We start from the raw sequence: 16,907 nt of genomic DNA on the forward strand, positions 1-16,907 counted from the left end.
CCTTTCATGGCTCGATCGCGGCGATCAGAACACCGAGGTGTAGTCGCCCAGCTCTACCTGTACGGATTTGATACGAGTGTAGTGAGCCAGGGTGGTCAGGCCGTTCTCACGACCGACCCCCGATTGCTTGTATCCGCCAACCGGCATCTCGGCCGGCGACTCGCCCCAGGTGTTGATCCAGCAGATGCCTGCTTCCAGGCGGTGAATCGCCCGGTGCGCGCGGGCCAGGTCCTGGGTGACGACGCCAGCGGCGAGGCCGTACTCGGTGTCGTTGGCGCGGCGGATGGCCTCGTCTTCGCTGTCGTAGACGAGGATGCTCATGACCGGCCCGAAGATTTCCTCGCGGACGATGGTCATGTCGTCACGGCAGTCGGTGAACACGGTCGGGGCGACATACGCGCCCTTGCCGAACTCGCCCTGGGTGACGCGCTCGCCACCGCACAGCAGGCGGGCCTTCTGTTCTTTGCCGGACTCTATATAGGAGAGCACGCTCTCCATGTGTGGAAAGCTCACCAACGGGCCGAAGTTGGTGTTTTCGTCCTGCGGGTTGCCCAGGCGAATGCGCTTCACGCGCTCCAGCACCTTCGCCTCGAAGCGCGCCTGCAGGTTGCGCGGGATGAACACCCGGGTACCGTTGGTGCACACCTGGCCGGAGCTGAAGAAGTTGGCCATGACGGCAATGTCGGCGGCGCGGTCGAGGTTCGCGTCCTCGAAGATGATCAGCGGCGACTTGCCGCCCAGCTCCATGGTGACTTCCTTGAGCGAGGAGCTGGAAGCGCTGGCCATGACCTTCTTGCCGGTGGCGGTACCGCCGGTGAAGGAAATCTTCTCGATGGCGGGATGCTCGGTCAGCCACTGGCCGACTTCGCGGCCGCTGCCGGTGAGCACGTTGAACACGCCATCGGGAAGGCCGGCCTCGGTGTAGATCTCGGCGAGCTTGAGCACGGAAAGCGGGGTGACTTCGCTGGGCTTGAAGATCATCGCGTTACCGGCGGCCAGGGCCGGCGCGGATTTCCACAGGGCGATCTGGATCGGGTAGTTCCAGGCGCCGATACCGGCGACCACGCCCAATGGCTCGCGGCGGGTGTAGACGAAGCTGGTCTCGCGCAGTGGGATCTGCTCGCCTTCGATGGCGGGCACCAGGCCGGCGTAGTACTCCAGCACGTCGGCGCCGGTGACGATGTCGACGAAGCGGGTCTCGGCCAGTGGCTTGCCAGTGTCGAGGGTCTCCAGTTCGGCCAACTCGTCGTTGCGTTCGCGGAGGATGTCAACGGCGCGGCGCAGGATGCGCGAGCGCTGCATGGTAGTCATCGCCGCCCAGACTTTCTGCCCTTCCACCGCGCTCTGCACGGCGCGCTCGACGTCTTCCTTCGAGGCGCGTTGTACCTGGGCGAGGACTTCACCGTTGGCCGGATTGATGGTTTCGAAGGTGGCGCCGCTGGTGGCTTCCACGTAGCGACCGCCAATGTAGAGCTTCTGTACTTCGAATCGAGCCATGGTGCGGTGGTCCTCTCTTGTCGGTGTCAGCGCAAGGCTGCGCCCGCTACCCGGGGCGCTTGGCCAGTTGTTGGTCGAGGTAGTCGTTGGCAATTGCCAACGCCTGCTCGGTGTCGAAGGCGTCGCCCGAAAGCGCGCCCCGCAGCCAGAGGCCGTCGATCAGCGCGGCCAGCCCGCGAGCGGCGCTGCGGGCCTGGGCCAGCGGCAATTCGCGGCGGAACTGGCTGCACAGGTTGGAATACAGCCGGTGGTCATTGATCCGTTGCAGGCGACGCAGCTGCGGCTGATGCATGCTGCTGGCCCAGAACGCCAACCAGGTCTTCATGGCCGGGCCGTTGACCTGGGAGCTGTCGAAGTTGCCCGCGATGATGGCGCGCAGATGCGAACGCGGTTCGTCGTTGCGCAAGGTAGCGCGGCGCTCGGCGACGGCCTTGCTCAATGCCGACATCAAATGTCGCATCGTCGCTTCCAGCAGCCCGTTCTTGTCCTGGAAGTAGTGGCTGATGATGCCGTTGGAAACCCCCGCCAGGCGGGCGATCAGGGCGATGCTGGCGTCGCTCATGCCCACCTGGTCCACCGCCTCGAGGGTCGCGTGGATCAGCTGGGAGCGGCGAATCGGCTGCATACCGACCTTGGGCATTTTTCAATCTCCTCTTCGCCGGGCGTACCTGTGCCGTCCGGCGATACTGTGGGCCAGTCTATTCGTTTTTTATTGAACGCTCAATCAACTAAGAATATGCTGCGTTGCATCAACACCCCCAGGCGCCCGCATGGCGGGGCCCGTACCGTTCATCGCTACGCCACACTCCAACCCGCAAGGATCGCAGAATCCGCACCGGATGTGTCGTAGCCGCTCTCCCCGGTGACGTCGCCTGACGGCACCTGCCCGTTGCGACGGGCCCTTCACAGCCCGGCCCCTGCCGGGCTTTCTTTTGCCCTACGTCAGGACCTGCGCCGGGCGCCAACGACTATGGTTTCACTCATACCCCTCGCGAGGAACGCCGCCATGCCGCAACACCCACTCTGGCAAGCCCTGGGCCGCCACTGGAAATGGATCGCCCTGCGCGGCGTCGCCGCCCTGCTGTTCGGCATCCTCGCCATGGTCTGGCCAGGCATCGTGCTGACGGTGATGGTGCTGTTCTTCGGCGCCTACGCCTTCGTCGACGGACTCTTCACCCTGATCGCCGCCGCGCAGATGCGCGAATCCGGCCGGCCCTTGTGGCCGCTAGTGCTGGTGGGAGTGCTGGGGATTGCTGCCGGGCTGGTCGCCTTCTTCTGGCCACAGCTGACCGCGCTGGGCCTGCTGATGCTGATCGCCGGCTGGGCACTGGTGATGGGCGTGCTGCAGATCATCGCGGCGATCCGCCTGCGCAAGGCGCTGCAGAACGAGTGGTGGCTGGGGCTTTCCGGCGCGGTATCAGTGCTGTTCGGCGTATTGATGATCGGTAACCCGGGGGCCGGGGCGATTGCAGTGGCCTGGGTGATCGGCGCCTATTCGGTGTTCTTTGGCGTCCTGCTGATCCTGCTCGCACTGCGCCTGCGCAAGACCTCGACTTTCGATGCCTGATGAGCGGGACTGGTGCCTGCTGCGCCTGGACGACAACGGCAACCGCTTCGTCATGCGCCGCCAGCTGACCCGCGCCGAGGCCGAAGCTCTGGCGCGGGACTACCAGGCGCGCGGCCACAGGCAGACCTACTGGGCAGAGCGCGAAACGCCCCGCCCGGCCTGACTCAGCAGCCGGTCAGGCGCTCTTCCACGCGCTCGGCGGGGAAGAAGATCGGCCGCAGGCGCACCCCCACGGTATTGCCGAAGAACGCCGCGACCAGCCACAACCAGCCATGCAGACTGCCGGAGGCGATGCCGCTGAAGTACGCGCCGATATTGCAGCCGTAGGCCAGGCGTGCGCCGTAGCCCAGCAGCAGGCCGCCGATCACTGCCGCGACCAGCGAGCGAGCGGGAATCTTCAGGCTCGGTGCGAAGCGACCGGCGAGGCCAGCGGCCAGCAATGCACCGATCATGATGCCGAAGTCCATGACGCTGGTGACGTCCTGCCAGACCGGCGCAGCCAGCGCCTTGGCGTTGGCGTCGGCCTGCCAGAACGCCCATTGGTCGACGGCTATCCCCAGGCTTTCGAACGCCTTCGCGCCCCACAGGGCGAAAGCCGAAGTGACGCCCCACGGACGCCCGGCCAGCGCCAGGGTCGCGAAGTTCAGCAAAGCCAGTGCCACGGCGCCCCACACCAGCGGCCAGGGACCGCGCAGGAAGCGACCGGCACCGTGCTCGCCATTGCTCGCTATCAGCTCCAGCACGCCATGGCGACGACGCTCCAGCACGACGCTGACGGCTGCAATGCCGGCAAACAGCGCCAGGCTCAGTATCAGCGCGGGGAACAGACCAAGGGACTGGACGATCGAGGTCGGCGGCAACGACGGCAGGGCGAACCACCAGCCGATATGGTGGGTGGCGATCACCGAACCGAGGATGAAGAACAGCAAGGTCACCAGCATCCGCGCATTGCCGCCGCCCACGGTGAACAGCGTGCCGGAAGCGCAGCCGCCGCCCAGCTGCATGCCGATACCGAAGATGAAGGCGCCGACGATCACCGATGTTCCGGCCGGTGATACCAGCCCCTTCACTGGCTCGCCGAACAGCGTACCGGCCGCAAGCGCCGGGAAGAACAGCAGCACCGCGATGGCCAGCATCACCATCTGTGCGCGCAAGCCGGCGCCACGCCGTTCACGGATGAACACGCGCCAGGCGGAGGTGAAACCAAACGCTGCGTGGTAAAGGGTCAGCCCCAGCGCACCGCCGACCAGGAACAACAGTGCCTGGCGCCCGCTTACCGCCTGGGCGAGGAACAGCGCGCCGGCCAGCAACAGAAGGAAGGCAATCCAGAGCGCGCTGGACTTGCGCTCGGGGACGGTGGACAAGGCGAGGCTCATGGCGGCTCCGGGTTTTTCGAGAGGGCGACAGTCTAGGGAGCGTAGTGCCTCCCGCCAACTTCGTAAGTCAGCTAAGGAAATAACCAGGTGTTAGGACACGACTTCGGGCGCATAACGCCTCAAGCGTTATCCGCCAAAACCGCCGTGCCAGGGGCCGGACGGCGGATAACCGTGAACGGTCATTCGCCCTACGCCCAGGCCTTGCGCAGGGCCTTGAGCGCCTCGGCGATCCGCGCCTCCGGCACCGCCGCGAAGCCCAGCACCAGTCCGGCACGCTGGTCTTCCGGCTCGGTGGACTCTGGCAGCCAGTAATCGCTCAGGGCATTTACCTCCACGCCGACGGACGCCGCGCGCCGCACCAATTCCAACTCTCGCTCGCGGCTATCGACCCGCACGCACAGGTGCAGGCCGGCGTCCACCGTCGGCATCGCTGCACAGCCGGCGACCTCCGGCCAGCCACGCAGCAGCGCGTCACGGCGGCTGCGAGCGGCCCGGCGCATACGACGGACATGCCGCTGGAAGTGCCCTTCGGCGATGAAGTCGGCCATCACCCGCTGGGTGCCGACCTCCGAGTGGCGTACGTCCAGCGCGCGGCGGCGGGCAAAGGCCTGCGCCAGCGCCGGCGGCACGACGAGATAGCCCAGACGCAGCGCGGGGAAGGCGATCTTGCAGAAGGTGCCGACGTAGAGCACGCGGTCGTGCCGGTCCAACGCCGCCAGCGGCATCAGTGGCGTGCCGCTGTAGCGGTACTCGCCGTCGTAGTCGTCTTCGACGATCCAGCCGTTGCTGCGCTCGGCCCATTCCAGCAACTCCAGACGGCGCGCCAGCGAGAGCGTTACGCCGGTGGGGTACTGGTGCGAAGGCGTGACGTAGACCAGCCGGCAATCCGGCAATTGCTCCAGTTGGTCGGTACGCAGACCGTCCGCGTCCACCGCAACGCCATGCAGATGCGCACCCGCTGTGGCGAACGCATGCCCGGCGGCGCGGTAGCCGGGGTTCTCGATGGCTGCGCCGTCACCCTCGGCCAGCAGTACCTGCGCGCACAGCGCGATGCCCTGCTGGGCACCGCTGGTGATGATGATCTGCCCGGCGTCGCAGTGCAGGCCGCGGGTACTGCGCAGGTAGGCGGCGACCAGTTCGCGCAGGCGCTGCTCGCCGGCCGGGTCGCCGTAGCCCAGGCAGTCCAGCGGCGGATCGCGCCAGAAGCGCGCCTGCAGACGCGCCCAGGTATCGAAGGGAAAGAGATCGAAGGCCGGCACACCGACCCGGAAAGCGCGCGGCGCACCGGTGGGCGGCAGCGGCAGATGATGGCGCGCGAGGCGCTCCAGCGACGGTGCGTCGGGGCTGCGCGTTTCGTTGCGCACCGTATCAACAGAGGGCTGCACCCGTTCGGCCACATAGGTTCCATCGCCAGTACGCCCCTCGATATAGCCCTCGGCGTAGAGCTGCTCATAGGCGCGCACCACGGTATTGCGGGAAACATTCAGCGACGCCGCCAGGTCGCGGCTGGCCGGCAATCGCGAACGCGCCGCGAGGCGGCCATCGAGAATCCGCTCACGCAGCGCCTGGAACAACTGCAGCCCCAGCGGGCGCGCGGGATCGAGGCGAATACCGGACGGGTTGAAAGGCAGCGGAACACTCATGGGGCAGCTTCCAGGGCAGCGGCAATGGTTCCTTTGATTTGATCACGAATGGCTCTTTAGCAGAACCAATTCAGCGCCTAGGCTGGAAGCATTCCAACGCACACAAGGCCGTCACCATGTCTTCCGCTGTCGAGATTCGCCCGATCACCACCGATGATCACGCCGCCTGGCTGCCGCTCTGGCAGGGCTACCAGCGCTTCTACAAGACCACCATCGATGAGGCCACCAGCGCGGTCACCTGGCAGCGTTTCCTCGATGCGGCCGAGCCGATGCACGCGGCCCTCGCCTGGCGCGACGGCGAGGCCATCGGCCTGGTGCACTTCATCTACCACCGCTCCTGCTGGACCCAGGGCGACTACGTCTACCTGCAGGACCTGTACGTCGCTGAAGGCCAGCGCGGCGGCGGCATCGGCGCGCAGTTGATCGAACACGTCTACGCCGACGCCCGCGCCAACGGCGCCTCGCGGGTGCACTGGCTGACCCACGAGAGCAACACCGACGCCATGTTCCTCTACGACCGGATCGCCGACCGCTCCGGGTTCGTCCAGTACCGCAAGATTCTCTGAGCCGGAGCGCCCATGAACGACCAACCCCTGCTGAACTGGCACCCCGCCGCCAGCCCCGAACGCCGCACCCTGACCGGCCGCAGCATCAACCTCGTGCCGCTGGACGTCGCCCTCCACGGCGATGACCTGTGGCTAGCGCTGCAAGGTCCGGATTCCGACCCGCTCCTGTGGGACTACCTGCCCTACGGGCCCTTCCCCGAACGCGCGCCGTTCGATGCCTGGCTGGCGGGCAACGCGGCGAGCAATGACCCGCTGTTCTTCGCCGTGATCGACCGTACGAACGGCCGCGCTGTCGGCCTGCTCAGCTACCTGCGGATCTTCCCCAAGGACGGCAGCATCGAAATCGGCCACATTGCCTACGGCCGCGTGATGCAGCGCTCGCCGGCCTCCACCGAGGCCGTGTACCTGCTGGCCAAGTGGGCCTTCGAGATGGGCTACCGCCGCCTGGAATGGAAGTGCAACGCGCTCAACGCCCGCTCCATGCGCGCCGCCGAGCGCCTGGGCTTCGTCTTCGAGGGCACTTTCCGCCAGGCTACGGTAGTCAAGGACCGCAACCGCGACACCGCCTGGTTCTCCATCATCGACAGCGAGTGGCCGCGCTGCGAGCAGGCCTTCGAGGCTTGGCTGGGTGCGTCCAACTTCGACGGCGAAGGGCGACAGCGCGCACACCTGGCAGAGCTGCGCCTGCGCTGATCTTTTCATTCTCCGGGAACTGCCTGCGCCGCGAAGGATCGGTGATACTGAAACTTTCCCAGCGCAGTCCCGGAGACCACCATGAGCAGCGACATCCAGACTCCCCGCGTCGAACAGGTGCAGATCGATGAGCTGCCCTGTTGGCGCATCCATACCGCTTATGGTGAAGCCCTGATTGCCCAGCAGGGCGCGCAACTGCTGAGCTACCAGCCCCACGAGCAACCGCCGCTGGTATGGCTGAGCGACACCGCGGAGTACCGCCATGGCCAGTCGCTGCGCGGCGGCGCGCCCGTCTGCTGGCCCTGGTTCGGCAACCTGGAGCGCAACCCGGTGGAAATCCGCACCGCCTACCAGGGCGACAAGCCCCCCGCCCACGGCCTGGTGCGAGCGCTGGACTGGCAGCTGGACGATATCGCCGACGAGCTGGGCCAGCTTTCCGTGCACTTCAGCTTCGACGCGCGCAACGGTCTGCCGGGCTGGGCCCACTCCGCACGGCTGGAGCTGGTGATGCGCTTCGACGAACACCTGACGCTGGAAATGACCACCCACAACCTGGGCACCGCGTCGTTGCCGATCAGCCAGGCCCTGCACACCTACTTCGCCGTAGGCGACGCGCGCCAGGCCAGCATCGAGGGGCTGCAGGGCTGCCGCTATGTCGAAACGCTGGAAAACTGGGAGCTACGCGAGCAACACGGCGTGGTGCGCATTGCCGGGGAAACCGACCGCATCTACCTGGACGTGGAGAAGCCGCTGGTGATCCGCGACCCGGCCTGGGAGCGCGACATCCACATCAAGGCCAGCGGTTCGCGCTCGGCGGTGGTGTGGAACCCCTGGATCGACAAGGCCGCGCGCCTGTCACAGTTCCCCGACGATGCCTGGCAGCAGATGCTGTGCATCGAAACCGCGCGGGTCTGGGACGACGTGATGAGCGTGGCGCCGGGACGCAGCGAAACGATGACGGTGGAAATCTGGGGCAAACCGCTGGAGGGCTGATGCCTCAGCGGTATGACAATACGTAGGAGCGGACTCCGTCTGCGATCGGTCCGCATCGGGCCGGACGCCAATCGCGGACGGAGTCTCCTACGAGATGCTTCTGCGCTTGGGGCGGCCCTCACCCCAGCCCTCTCCCAAAGGGAGAGGGCTGGGGTGAGGGAAGGCACTGGCACGGACTTATCTGAAGAAGAACGTTGCTCCTACGAGGGCAATACCCTACAGATCGCTCTCCTCCACCGGCCGCACCTTGGCGTCGTCGATGGCGTAGGCCGCATCGGCCAGGTCATTGCTGACCTTTTCGACCTTCAGCGTGCCGCTGACCCAGATCGGGTTGTAGATATCGTCGATCCGGATGCCCTTGGGGTAACGCACCAGCACGATCTGGTTCGGCGGCGGCGGCGGCACATGGATGCAGGCGCCTGGGTAAGGCACCAGGAAGAATTCGGTGACACGCCCCTTGGCGTCGTTCTCCAGCGGCACCGGGTAGCCGCCCAGACGCAGCGCCTTGCCATTGAGCGCGGCAACGGTTTTGGTCGAGTACATCACCTGCGGCAGCTTCTTGTCGGACTGCTTGAGCCCGCCCTTGTTGGTGAAGGTGCCATTGGCCTCGGGGCCGTTGTGGGTGATTTCCGGCATGTTTTCCAGCGCCTTGCGGTCACTGGGCGGCATCAGGGACAGCCAGTCGGTTTCCGGGAGTTCGGCGGCGGACGCCAGGGATGTCAGCAGAATCAGGCAGCAGGCGAGCAATGGTCGGCGCATCGTGGACTCGAGAGGCCCGGTCGGGCACAGGCGGGATATTCCTCCAGCGCCCTCCCCCTGGTGGGAGAGGGCCGGAATTCACCGTCAATTCTTCTTGATCAGGCCGTAAATGACCAGCAGCACGATGGCGCCGATCACCGCGCCGATGAAGCCTGCCGCCTGGCCGGCCGCGTAGATGCCCAGCGCCTGGCCGCCATAGGTGGCCAACAGCGAGCCGCCGATGCCGATCAGGATGGTCATGATCCAGCCCATGCTGTCATCGCCGGGCTTGAGGAAGCGTGCGATGAGTCCGACGATCAGGCCGATGACGATGGTTCCGATTAATCCCATGACAAACCCTCCTTGTGGGTTGAGCGCGGTGAGTACGCGCTTGTCATGGGACAGTGTAGGAAACGTCGGCGTTCCGTGTTTTGCCGCGCCCCAGAGCGACTGCCGGTGTTTCGCCAGCCTTACAGCGTTGTGGAAGACCGGCATGAAAAAAGCCGCGCCAGTGATTGACGCGCCTTCTTTCGGAGCACCGTAACGGTCAGCCCCTGGCGATCAACGCCTCGACCTCGGCGATACGCGCCTTCAGGGTCGGCAGGTCAGTGCTGCGCAGGGTGGCGTGGCCCACCTTGCGCCCGGCCTTGAAGGCCTTGCCGTAGTGGTGCAGGTGGCAGTCGGCGATGTTCAGCACCTCGGCCACCGGCGGCACTTCGCCGATGAAATTGAGCATGGCGCTCTCGCCCACTTTCGCCGTGGAGCCCAGCGGCAGGCCGGCGATGGCGCGCACGTGGTTCTCGAACTGGCTGCACTCGGAGCCTTCGATCGTCCAGTGCCCGGAGTTGTGCACGCGCGGAGCGATCTCGTTGGCCTTCAGGCCGCCGTCGACCTCGAAGAACTCGAATGCCATCACACCGACATAGGCCAGCTTGTCGAGCACGCGGCCGACGTAGTCCTCGGCCAGCTGCTGCAGCGGATGGTCGGTGCTCGCCACGGACAGGCGCAGGATGCCGTTCTCGTGGGTGTTGTGCACCAGCGGGTAGAAGCGCGTCTCGCCATCACGGGCACGCACCGCCACCAGCGACACTTCGCCGGTGAAGGGCACGAAGCCTTCGAGGATGCAGGGCACGCTGCCCAGTTCGGCGAAGGCGCCAGTGACGTCCTCGGCCTTGCGCAGGACCTTCTGGCCCTTGCCGTCGTAGCCCAGGGTGCGGGTCTTCATCACCGCCGGCAGGCCGATGCTGGCCACCGCGGCGTCGAGGTCGGCCTGGGACTGCACGTCGGCGAAGGCCGGGGTCGGAATCCCCAGGTCCTTGAACATGGACTTCTCGAACCAGCGGTCGCGGGCGATGCGCAGCGACTCGGCGTTCGGATAGACCGGCACGAACTGCGAGAGGAAGGCCACGGTCTCGGCCGGGACGCTCTCGAACTCGAAGGTCACCAGGTCGACCTGGTCGGCCAGTTGGCGCAGGTGGTCCTGGTCGCTGTAGTCAGCACGGATGTGCTCGCCCAGGGCTTGCGCGCAGGCGTCCGGCGCCGGGTCGAGGAAGGCGAAGTTCATGCCCAGCGGGGTGCCCGCCAGGGACAGCATGCGGCCCAGCTGGCCGCCACCGATGACACCGATCTTCATGGTTCTGCTCAGGCCTCGCGCGGATCGGGATTGTCCAGCACCGTCTCGGTCTGGGTGGCGCGGAACTGCTTCAGCGCCTCGTGGTATTTCGGGTACTTGGCGCCCAGGATGCTGGCGGACAGCAGGGCGGCATTGGTGGCGCCGGCCTTGCCGATGGCCAGGGTGGCGACCGGGACGCCCGCGGGCATCTGCACGATGGACAGCAGCGAATCGACGCCCGAGAGCATGGAGGACTGCACTGGCACGCCGAGCACCGGCAGGTGGGTCTTGGCGGCGCACATGCCCGGCAGGTGGGCGGCACCGCCGGCGCCGGCGATGATCACTTCGATGCCGCGGCCATCGGCCTCTTCGGCGTACTGGAACAGCAGGTCCGGAGTACGGTGGGCGGAAACCACCTTCACTTCGTACGGAATGCCGAGCTTGTCCAGCATGTCTGCGGTGTGGCTCAGGGTGCTCCAGTCGGATTTGGAACCCATGATCACGCCAACCAGTGCGCTCATCGTCGTGCCTCTCTCAAGTGCGCTCTTGGGCGCGTCAGAAACCAACAAGCCACGACTCCGTGAGGGCGTGGCTTGTACGTGGCCAAACCGGCGGGCAGTGCCGGCTTGAAGGCGGCGCAGTATACCGCAAAGGGCACGACGGAGTGCACTGGGCATGACCGTTGGTCCCGATTTCGTCATTCCTGCATCGAAGATGCCTGCAACGACCTCCGAAGAGACTTCGGAAAAGCTTGCCTCAGCTCAAGATGGCCTAGGCTCAGGGGCTCAGACTCTTCTGACACGTTCCTGTCCCGGACGGGGCAGGTCCCTCACCCTTCAAGGAGCGAGTGCAATGTCCACGACCCTGCCCACGACCATGAAAGCCGCTGTCGTCCACGCCTTTGGCGAGCCGCTGCGGATCGAGGAAGTCAAAGTCCCGCTGCCCGGCCCCGGGCAGATCCTGGTGAAGATCGAGGCCTCCGGCGTCTGCCACACCGACCTGCACGCCGCCGAAGGCGACTGGCCGGTGAAGCCGAGCCTGCCGTTCATCCCCGGCCATGAAGGCGTCGGCTACGTCGCCGCGGTCGGCGCTGGCGTCACCCGCGTGAAGGAAGGCGACCGCGTCGGCGTGCCCTGGCTGTACACCGCCTGCGGTTGCTGCGAGCACTGCCTGACCGGCTGGGAAACCCTTTGCGAAAGCCAGCAGAACACCGGCTACTCGGTAAACGGCGGCTACGCCGAATACGTGCTGGCGGACCCGAACTATGTCGGCATCCTGCCGAAGAATGTCGGCTTCACCGAGATTGCGCCGATCCTCTGCGCGGGCGTCACCGTGTACAAGGCGCTGAAGGAAACTGAAGCGCGCCCCGGCCAGTGGGTAGCCATTTCCGGCATCGGCGGCCTGGGCCACGTCGCCGTGCAGTACGCCAAGGCCATGGGCCTGCACGTGGTCGCCGTGGACGTGGATGACGCCAAGCTGGAGCTGGCGCGCAAGCTCGGCGCCAGCCTGACCGTCAATGCGAAGAAAGAGGACCCGGTCGAAGTGGTGCAGCGTGATATCGGCGGCGCCCACGGCGTAGTCGTCACCGCCGTGTCCAACAGCGCCTTCGGCCAGGGCATCGGCATGGCCCGCCGGGGCGGTACCGTGTCGCTGGTCGGCCTGCCGCCGGGCGACTTCCCCACGCCGATCTTCGACGTGGTGCTCAAGGGCCTGCACATCACCGGCTCCATCGTCGGCACCCGCGCGGACCTGCAGGAAGCCCTGGACTTCGCCGGCGAAGGCCTGGTGAAGGCCACCGTCGCCGCCGGCAAACTGGATGACATCAACGCCATCCTCGACCGCATGCGCGCCGGGCAGATCGAAGGGCGGATCGTGGTGGAGATGTAGGCCCCGCTCCAAACACCAAGCTCTGCGTAGGATGGCGTGGAGCGCAGCGATACCCATCGATTGCGCTGCAGACAGCATGGGTATCGCTGCGCTCCACCCCTCCTGCAGGAGCATCCGGGCTCAGCTTCAGAACTCCACAGTGGTCGAAACCTCGAACTGCCGCGGCTCGCCCACGGCGACGTAGAGGTTGTTCGCCGCCGACGGGTAGTACTCGCGGTCGAACAGGTTCTTCACGTTGAACTGGAAGCCGACGTTGTGGCCACCCAGCTTCGTGTCGTAGCTGGCGAAGGCATCGGTCACGGTGTAGGACGGCAATTCGAAGGAGTTGGACGGGTCGCCCGCACGCTTGCCCACGTAGCGCGGCCCGCCGCCCAGGCGCAGGTTGTCGCCGCCGAAGATCGACCCGGCGTCGTATACCGCCGCCAGCGAGGCGGTTTCCTTGGCCACGTTCTGCAGGCGGTTGCCCTCCAGCACCGGGTCTTCGGTGACCTCGGCATCCAGCCAGGCGTAGCTGCCGATCAGGTTCCAGTGCTCGCTCAGCTGGCCGGTGACATCCAGTTCCGCGCCATAGGAGCGCACCTTGCCGGCGGTGCTGACGCGGCTGTCGCCGTTGGCGTCGAGCTGGGTGACCATCACGTTGCGCTTGCGGATATCGAAGAAGGCCAGGTTGGCGGTGACGCGGCCGGGGATGTCGAGCTTGCCGCCGATCTCCCAGGAGGTCGCTTCTTCCGGCTGAATCGCCGAGTCGATCACCTCGCCCGTGGACAGCGGCGCGATGGTGGAGTTGGGCTTGAACGACTGGGTGTAGCTGCCATACAGCGACATCTCGTCGTTGATCTTGTAGATCACCCCGGCGCGCGGTACCCACTTCTGTCCGCTGATATCGGTGTTGGCCTTGAACGGCCGGCCGCGCCCGGCGTACTGGTCATACATCTGGTAGCGCCCGCCGGCGACCAGAATCCAGTGGTCGTCCAGGTGCCAGGAGTCCTGCAGGAACAGCGAGTCGCTGCGCAGCTTGTCGGTCTGGTCGCTGTCCGCCGGGCTGACGCGCGTGGCGGGTGAAATCTGCCCGTAGACCGGATCGAGGTAATTGAAGGTGGTGTTCTTCGTGTCGCGGATCAGGTCGGCGCGGTAGATCTTGCGCTTCTCACTGTCGATGCCGAAGGTGACTTCATGGCGGAAGCCGCCCAGTTGCAGGTCGCCGTTCAGCCCGGCGGTGGCGAAGCTGTCGCTGCTCACCGCGCCGCGGGTGGCGTCGGTGCGGCGGGTCAGGGTGCCGTTGCTGTTGACCCTGGTGACGCGGGCCTGGTTGTCGTCGTAGGTCTCGCGGGTCCAGCCGTAGGCGAAATGCGCCTTCCAGGCATCGTCGATGCGCTGCTCGACGTCCAGTCGAGTCAGGTCGGAGCGGCCTTCAGTGATGTTGAAGGGCTCGTCCAGGCGACGCGTACGGGGGATATCCAGCGGCTTGTTGGTGCGCGGGTCGATGGCGGTGCCACGGTCGAACGGCGTCTTGAACTCGCGGTGCTCGTAGCTGAGGTTCACCGTGGTGTCCTCGCCGAACCAGGCCAGCGAGGGCGCGACGAGGGTCTCGCGCTGCTGGCCGAAATTGCGCCAGTAGTTCTCGTCCTGGTGATCGACGATCAGCCGGTAGGCCAGGTTGGTCTCGCCCAGCGGGCCGGTGGTGTCGATCTGCGCGCCGCTGCCCTGTTTGCCGTGGGCGTAGGTCGAGCCACGCAGGGTGACGGCGTTGTACTGCTGCAGCTGCGGCTTCTTGCTCACCACGTTGACGATGCCGCCCGGGTCCTGGATGCCATACAGCAACGAGGCCGGCCCCTTGAGCACTTCGACGTGGTCGGCGGTGGCGGTGAGGTTGCGGCCCAGCACCGAGGGCAGGCCGTCGCGCATGATCGAACCGTCGCGGTTATCGCCGAAACCCCGCTTCATCACCGCGTCCTGGGTGCCGCCGAGGGTGTTGGCCTGGGTGATACCGCTGATGTTGCCAAGCGCGTCGTCAAGATTGCGCGGCTTCTGGTCGCGCAGCGCCTGGGCCGGGACAGTGACGATGCTTTGCGGGGTTTCCAACACCGGCGTGTCGGTGCGACCGATGGAGGCGACCGGTGCCGGTTGGTAGCTGGTCGACGCCGCCTGGCCGGTGACGGTGGTGTCGGTGAGGCTCAGGGTGTCGGTCGGTACGCGCTCCAGGGTCAGGGTGCGGCCATCGAGGGCGCGGAAGCGATAGCCGGAGCCCGCCAGCAGGCGATTCAGCGCGTCGTTGGCACTGAGCTGGCCGGAGACCGCCGGGGCTTTGAGGTCGTACGGCGCCTCGTCGGTGTAGATCACACTGAGGCCGGTCACCCGGCTGAACTCGCTCAGCGCCTGGGGCAAGGGTTGAGCCGCAATGGCGAAACCAAAGCGCGCCTGCAGGGCAGCGCCGGCGGCGGCATTCTCGGCCCACGCGGAGGGAGCCTGCGCGGCGACCAGGGCAGCGCCCAGCACGACGGCGGCAAGGGGTTTCAGGGACAGCTCGGGAACAGCGCGGCGCAGCGGGATCATCGGGGCTCTCTTGCTCGAAGGTCGGACTACACATGCGAATAAATCGCATTCATGACCACTACACGGAGCAGCCGCCGCAGTACCTCACCCCTTTTTCGAAAAAATCTTCGCCCTCAGCGGATCAGCACGAAGCGACCGAGCAGAGGCTGCTGATGGAAGCCCACCACCGCCTGCAGGGAATCCAGCGCCGCCTGAGGGTCGGTGCTGCGGAAACTGCCGCTGACCCGGCGCTGCGCCAGCTCGCTGTCCAGCAGCACGATGCGGCCCGGGTAGTAAGTGCCCAGGCGCTCCAGCACCTCGCCCAGCGGCGCGCGGTAGAAGGTCAGCCAGCCCTGGCGCCAGGCCGGCGCGGCCTGGGCATCGGCGGGCTGCGCATCACCGAGCCGCGTGCCGTCGATGCCGACCCGTTCGCCAGCGCCCAGCACCACTTCCGGCATGCCGGCGGCATGGCTGCCACGCACCGAGACGCGGCCTTCGGCGACCGTGACGCGGGTCTGCTCGCCCTGGCGACGGACTTCGAACTCGGTGCCCAGCACCCGCGCTTCACCCTCTCCGGCGCGCACCACGAAGGGTTTGGGCAGATGTTTCACGGCAAAGGACGCAGCACCGCGCAGCAGGTCGACGCGGCGTTGTTCACCGTCCAGGGAAACCGCGACGGCGCTGTCGGCGTCCAGGGTCAGGCGCGAGCCGTCGCCCAGGGTGATCTCCCGCACTTCGCCCGGCGCGCTGACGTAGTCGGCGGAGAGATCGGTCAACCAGTGCCCCGGCGACCACCAGCCACCGGCCCAGAGCATCAGCAACAGGCAGGCGGCGCTGGCCAGCGGGTAGGCCCAACGCCGGTGGTTGCTCTGCGCGCGGCGCGGCGCCGGGCGGTCCATCGCAGTGAGATAGGCGCCCAAAGCATCGCCCTCTTCCCCCGCCAGCCGCTGCGCCGGTAGGGCGCTGGCCTGCCAGAGCGCGTCCACTGCGGCGTAGGCACGGGCATGTTGCGGATCGGCCGCCAGCCACGCCTGGAAAGCCGCCAGCCATACGTCGCCGCCAGCGTCGTTCAGGCGCAGCAGCCACTGGCGCGCCTGCCGCTGGGCGTCCTCGGGCGAGGTGGCGATTTCAGGCTTCATCGGTCGGCGGCTCCACGGCGATCTGCCCGCGCGGCGGGCTCAAGGCTCGCCTTGCAGGCATCGAGGGCGCGCATCATATGTTTTTCCACCGCGCTCTGGGAAAGCCCCATGGCTGTGGCGATCTCCCCATAGGTGCGGCCATGCACACGACTGAGCAGGAAGATATGGCGGGTGCGCTCGGGCAACTGGCGCAGGGCGTCTTCGATGAGGTCCAGTTCGGCGCTGGCCTGCACCGCCTGCTCGGGGGAAGGCTGGGCATCGTCCTGGTCGGGCAGCAGCGCGCTCAGGGTTCGCCCGCGCGAATCTTCACCGCGCAGGTGATCGATGGCGAGGTTGCGCGCACTGCGCAGCAGGTAGCTGCCGAGTTCTTCCACTGGTGCCTGCGGGCGCTTCCAGAAGCGCAGGAACAGATCCTGGACCAGGTCCGCCGCGGTGGCCCGGCAACCAACGCGGCGTCGTACCAGGGCTTCCATGCGCGGACGCTGGGAAAGGAACACCCGCAGGAAATCCTCGCGCGGCAACGCCTCGGCGGGCGCCGGGGCGTCCGCGGTGCGGGAATCGGCCGGGCGGTCGGAATGGGACATCGGGGCTGCAGGCTCGCCAGCGGTCCGCACCGAAACCGGTGCGAGGGGGAGACCGTGGAAAGCCGCAAATGATAATGCTT

The 16,907-nt window shown here is 66.7% G+C and carries 17 protein-coding genes; 6 read left to right on the forward strand and 11 right to left on the reverse strand.

Translation table 11 applies throughout. The features are described 5' to 3' along the window. Positions 1 to 24: 24 nt before the first annotated feature. On the reverse strand, positions 25 to 1,497 hold the full coding sequence (gene betB / locus LDJ84_RS29190) for a betaine-aldehyde dehydrogenase (RefSeq protein WP_226045654.1): 1,473 nt from the start codon (positions 1,495 to 1,497) through the stop codon (positions 25 to 27). Positions 1,498 to 1,543: 46 nt separating this feature from the next. Next, complete coding sequence (gene betI / locus LDJ84_RS29195) at positions 1,544 to 2,137, reverse strand: transcriptional regulator BetI (RefSeq protein ID WP_024766732.1); 594 nt, start codon at positions 2,135 to 2,137, stop codon at positions 1,544 to 1,546. Between the two features lie 366 nt (positions 2,138 to 2,503). Here betI and LDJ84_RS29200 point away from each other — a divergent pair, with 366 nt between their 5' ends. Together LDJ84_RS29200 and LDJ84_RS29205 are read left to right on the forward strand one after the other, a co-directional pair. Next, positions 2,504 to 3,064 carry an HdeD family acid-resistance protein gene (locus LDJ84_RS29200; protein ID WP_226045655.1) on the forward strand — a complete coding sequence of 187 codons (561 nt, stop codon included), beginning with the start codon at positions 2,504 to 2,506 and terminating at the stop codon, positions 3,062 to 3,064. After that, positions 3,057 to 3,227 carry a hypothetical protein gene (locus tag LDJ84_RS29205; RefSeq protein WP_170858241.1) on the forward strand — a complete coding sequence of 57 codons (171 nt, stop codon included), beginning with the start codon at positions 3,057 to 3,059 and terminating at the stop codon, positions 3,225 to 3,227. Before LDJ84_RS29200 ends, LDJ84_RS29205 begins: the two co-directional genes overlap by 8 nt. A gap of 1 nt (position 3,228) precedes the next feature. Here the strand turns inward: LDJ84_RS29205 and LDJ84_RS29210 are convergent, their stop codons facing one another. Together LDJ84_RS29210 and LDJ84_RS29215 are read right to left on the reverse strand one after the other, a co-directional pair. After that, positions 3,229 to 4,440: a YeeE/YedE family protein gene (locus LDJ84_RS29210; RefSeq protein ID WP_024766734.1), complete on the reverse strand. Its 1,212-nt coding sequence runs from the start codon at positions 4,438 to 4,440 to the stop codon at positions 3,229 to 3,231. A gap of 188 nt (positions 4,441 to 4,628) precedes the next feature. Further along, positions 4,629 to 6,083 (reverse strand): PLP-dependent aminotransferase family protein, encoded by a 1,455-nt coding sequence (locus LDJ84_RS29215; protein ID WP_024766735.1) that lies wholly within the window; start codon positions 6,081 to 6,083, stop codon positions 4,629 to 4,631. 116 nt (positions 6,084 to 6,199) lie between these two features. Here LDJ84_RS29215 and LDJ84_RS29220 point away from each other — a divergent pair, with 116 nt between their 5' ends. The 3 genes from LDJ84_RS29220 (at position 6,200) to LDJ84_RS29230 (ending at position 8,335) form a co-directional block, all read left to right on the forward strand. Continuing rightward, positions 6,200 to 6,649, forward strand: a complete 450-nt coding sequence (locus tag LDJ84_RS29220) for a GNAT family N-acetyltransferase (RefSeq protein WP_084359618.1) — start codon at positions 6,200 to 6,202, stop codon at positions 6,647 to 6,649. Between the two features lie 12 nt (positions 6,650 to 6,661). Further along, entirely contained in the window at positions 6,662 to 7,342 is a 681-nt protein-coding gene (locus tag LDJ84_RS29225) for a GNAT family N-acetyltransferase (protein ID WP_024766737.1), read from the forward strand. 81 nt (positions 7,343 to 7,423) lie between these two features. Next, positions 7,424 to 8,335 carry a D-hexose-6-phosphate mutarotase gene (locus LDJ84_RS29230; protein WP_226045656.1) on the forward strand — a complete coding sequence of 304 codons (912 nt, stop codon included), beginning with the start codon at positions 7,424 to 7,426 and terminating at the stop codon, positions 8,333 to 8,335. Positions 8,336 to 8,551: 216 nt separating this feature from the next. On the opposite strand, the gene LDJ84_RS29235 is transcribed toward LDJ84_RS29230, so the two are convergent. The 4 genes from LDJ84_RS29235 to purE form a co-directional block, all read right to left on the reverse strand. Then, on the reverse strand, positions 8,552 to 9,094 hold the full coding sequence (locus LDJ84_RS29235; RefSeq protein WP_024766739.1) for a DUF3299 domain-containing protein: 543 nt from the start codon (positions 9,092 to 9,094) through the stop codon (positions 8,552 to 8,554). A gap of 84 nt (positions 9,095 to 9,178) precedes the next feature. Further along, positions 9,179 to 9,424 (reverse strand): GlsB/YeaQ/YmgE family stress response membrane protein, encoded by a 246-nt coding sequence (locus tag LDJ84_RS29240; RefSeq protein ID WP_017521572.1) that lies wholly within the window; start codon positions 9,422 to 9,424, stop codon positions 9,179 to 9,181. Between the two features lie 196 nt (positions 9,425 to 9,620). Continuing rightward, entirely contained in the window at positions 9,621 to 10,706 is a 1,086-nt protein-coding gene (locus LDJ84_RS29245; protein ID WP_065085088.1) for a 5-(carboxyamino)imidazole ribonucleotide synthase, read from the reverse strand. A gap of 8 nt (positions 10,707 to 10,714) precedes the next feature. Continuing rightward, positions 10,715 to 11,206, reverse strand: coding sequence for a 5-(carboxyamino)imidazole ribonucleotide mutase (gene purE, locus LDJ84_RS29250; RefSeq protein WP_024766741.1), 492 nt, complete (start codon positions 11,204 to 11,206; stop codon positions 10,715 to 10,717). Between the two features lie 331 nt (positions 11,207 to 11,537). Here purE and adhP point away from each other — a divergent pair, with 331 nt between their 5' ends. Then, positions 11,538 to 12,572, forward strand: coding sequence for an alcohol dehydrogenase AdhP (gene adhP / locus LDJ84_RS29255; RefSeq protein WP_226045657.1), 1,035 nt, complete (start codon positions 11,538 to 11,540; stop codon positions 12,570 to 12,572). Between the two features lie 126 nt (positions 12,573 to 12,698). On the opposite strand, the gene LDJ84_RS29260 is transcribed toward adhP, so the two are convergent. The 3 genes from LDJ84_RS29260 to LDJ84_RS29270 form a co-directional block, all read right to left on the reverse strand. Further along, positions 12,699 to 15,125, reverse strand: a complete 2,427-nt coding sequence (locus LDJ84_RS29260) for a TonB-dependent siderophore receptor (RefSeq protein ID WP_226045658.1) — start codon at positions 15,123 to 15,125, stop codon at positions 12,699 to 12,701. Between the two features lie 113 nt (positions 15,126 to 15,238). Continuing rightward, positions 15,239 to 16,243 carry a FecR family protein gene (locus LDJ84_RS29265; RefSeq protein ID WP_226045659.1) on the reverse strand — a complete coding sequence of 335 codons (1,005 nt, stop codon included), beginning with the start codon at positions 16,241 to 16,243 and terminating at the stop codon, positions 15,239 to 15,241. Beyond that, positions 16,240 to 16,827, reverse strand: coding sequence for an RNA polymerase sigma factor (locus LDJ84_RS29270; RefSeq protein ID WP_024766744.1), 588 nt, complete (start codon positions 16,825 to 16,827; stop codon positions 16,240 to 16,242). Before LDJ84_RS29270 ends, LDJ84_RS29265 begins: the two co-directional genes overlap by 4 nt. Between the last annotated feature and the right edge of the window lie 80 nt (positions 16,828 to 16,907).

This window comes from Pseudomonas sp. HS-18, from assembly GCF_020401845.1.
In the GTDB taxonomy this organism is placed as follows: Bacteria; Pseudomonadota; Gammaproteobacteria; order Pseudomonadales; family Pseudomonadaceae; genus Pseudomonas; species Pseudomonas nitroreducens.

Coding starts and splice junctions, on each gene's coding strand:
- LDJ84_RS29205 (WP_170858241.1), top strand. CDS start 3,057: ATGCCTGATGAGCGGGACTGGTGCCTGCTGCGCCTGGACGACAACGGC.
- LDJ84_RS29240 (WP_017521572.1), bottom strand. CDS start 9,424: ATGGGATTAATCGGAACCATCGTCATCGGCCTGATCGTCGGACTCATC.
- LDJ84_RS29245 (WP_065085088.1), bottom strand. CDS start 10,706: ATGAAGATCGGTGTCATCGGTGGCGGCCAGCTGGGCCGCATGCTGTCC.
- adhP (WP_226045657.1), top strand. CDS start 11,538: ATGTCCACGACCCTGCCCACGACCATGAAAGCCGCTGTCGTCCACGCC.
- LDJ84_RS29200 (WP_226045655.1), top strand. CDS start 2,504: ATGCCGCAACACCCACTCTGGCAAGCCCTGGGCCGCCACTGGAAATGG.
- LDJ84_RS29230 (WP_226045656.1), top strand. CDS start 7,424: ATGAGCAGCGACATCCAGACTCCCCGCGTCGAACAGGTGCAGATCGAT.
- LDJ84_RS29265 (WP_226045659.1), bottom strand. CDS start 16,243: ATGAAGCCTGAAATCGCCACCTCGCCCGAGGACGCCCAGCGGCAGGCG.
- betB (WP_226045654.1), bottom strand. CDS start 1,497: ATGGCTCGATTCGAAGTACAGAAGCTCTACATTGGCGGTCGCTACGTG.
- LDJ84_RS29235 (WP_024766739.1), bottom strand. CDS start 9,094: ATGCGCCGACCATTGCTCGCCTGCTGCCTGATTCTGCTGACATCCCTG.
- betI (WP_024766732.1), bottom strand. CDS start 2,137: ATGCCCAAGGTCGGTATGCAGCCGATTCGCCGCTCCCAGCTGATCCAC.
- LDJ84_RS29215 (WP_024766735.1), bottom strand. CDS start 6,083: ATGAGTGTTCCGCTGCCTTTCAACCCGTCCGGTATTCGCCTCGATCCC.
- LDJ84_RS29270 (WP_024766744.1), bottom strand. CDS start 16,827: ATGTCCCATTCCGACCGCCCGGCCGATTCCCGCACCGCGGACGCCCCG.
- LDJ84_RS29260 (WP_226045658.1), bottom strand. CDS start 15,125: ATGATCCCGCTGCGCCGCGCTGTTCCCGAGCTGTCCCTGAAACCCCTT.
- purE (WP_024766741.1), bottom strand. CDS start 11,206: ATGAGCGCACTGGTTGGCGTGATCATGGGTTCCAAATCCGACTGGAGC.
- LDJ84_RS29225 (WP_024766737.1), top strand. CDS start 6,662: ATGAACGACCAACCCCTGCTGAACTGGCACCCCGCCGCCAGCCCCGAA.
- LDJ84_RS29210 (WP_024766734.1), bottom strand. CDS start 4,440: ATGAGCCTCGCCTTGTCCACCGTCCCCGAGCGCAAGTCCAGCGCGCTC.
- LDJ84_RS29220 (WP_084359618.1), top strand. CDS start 6,200: ATGTCTTCCGCTGTCGAGATTCGCCCGATCACCACCGATGATCACGCC.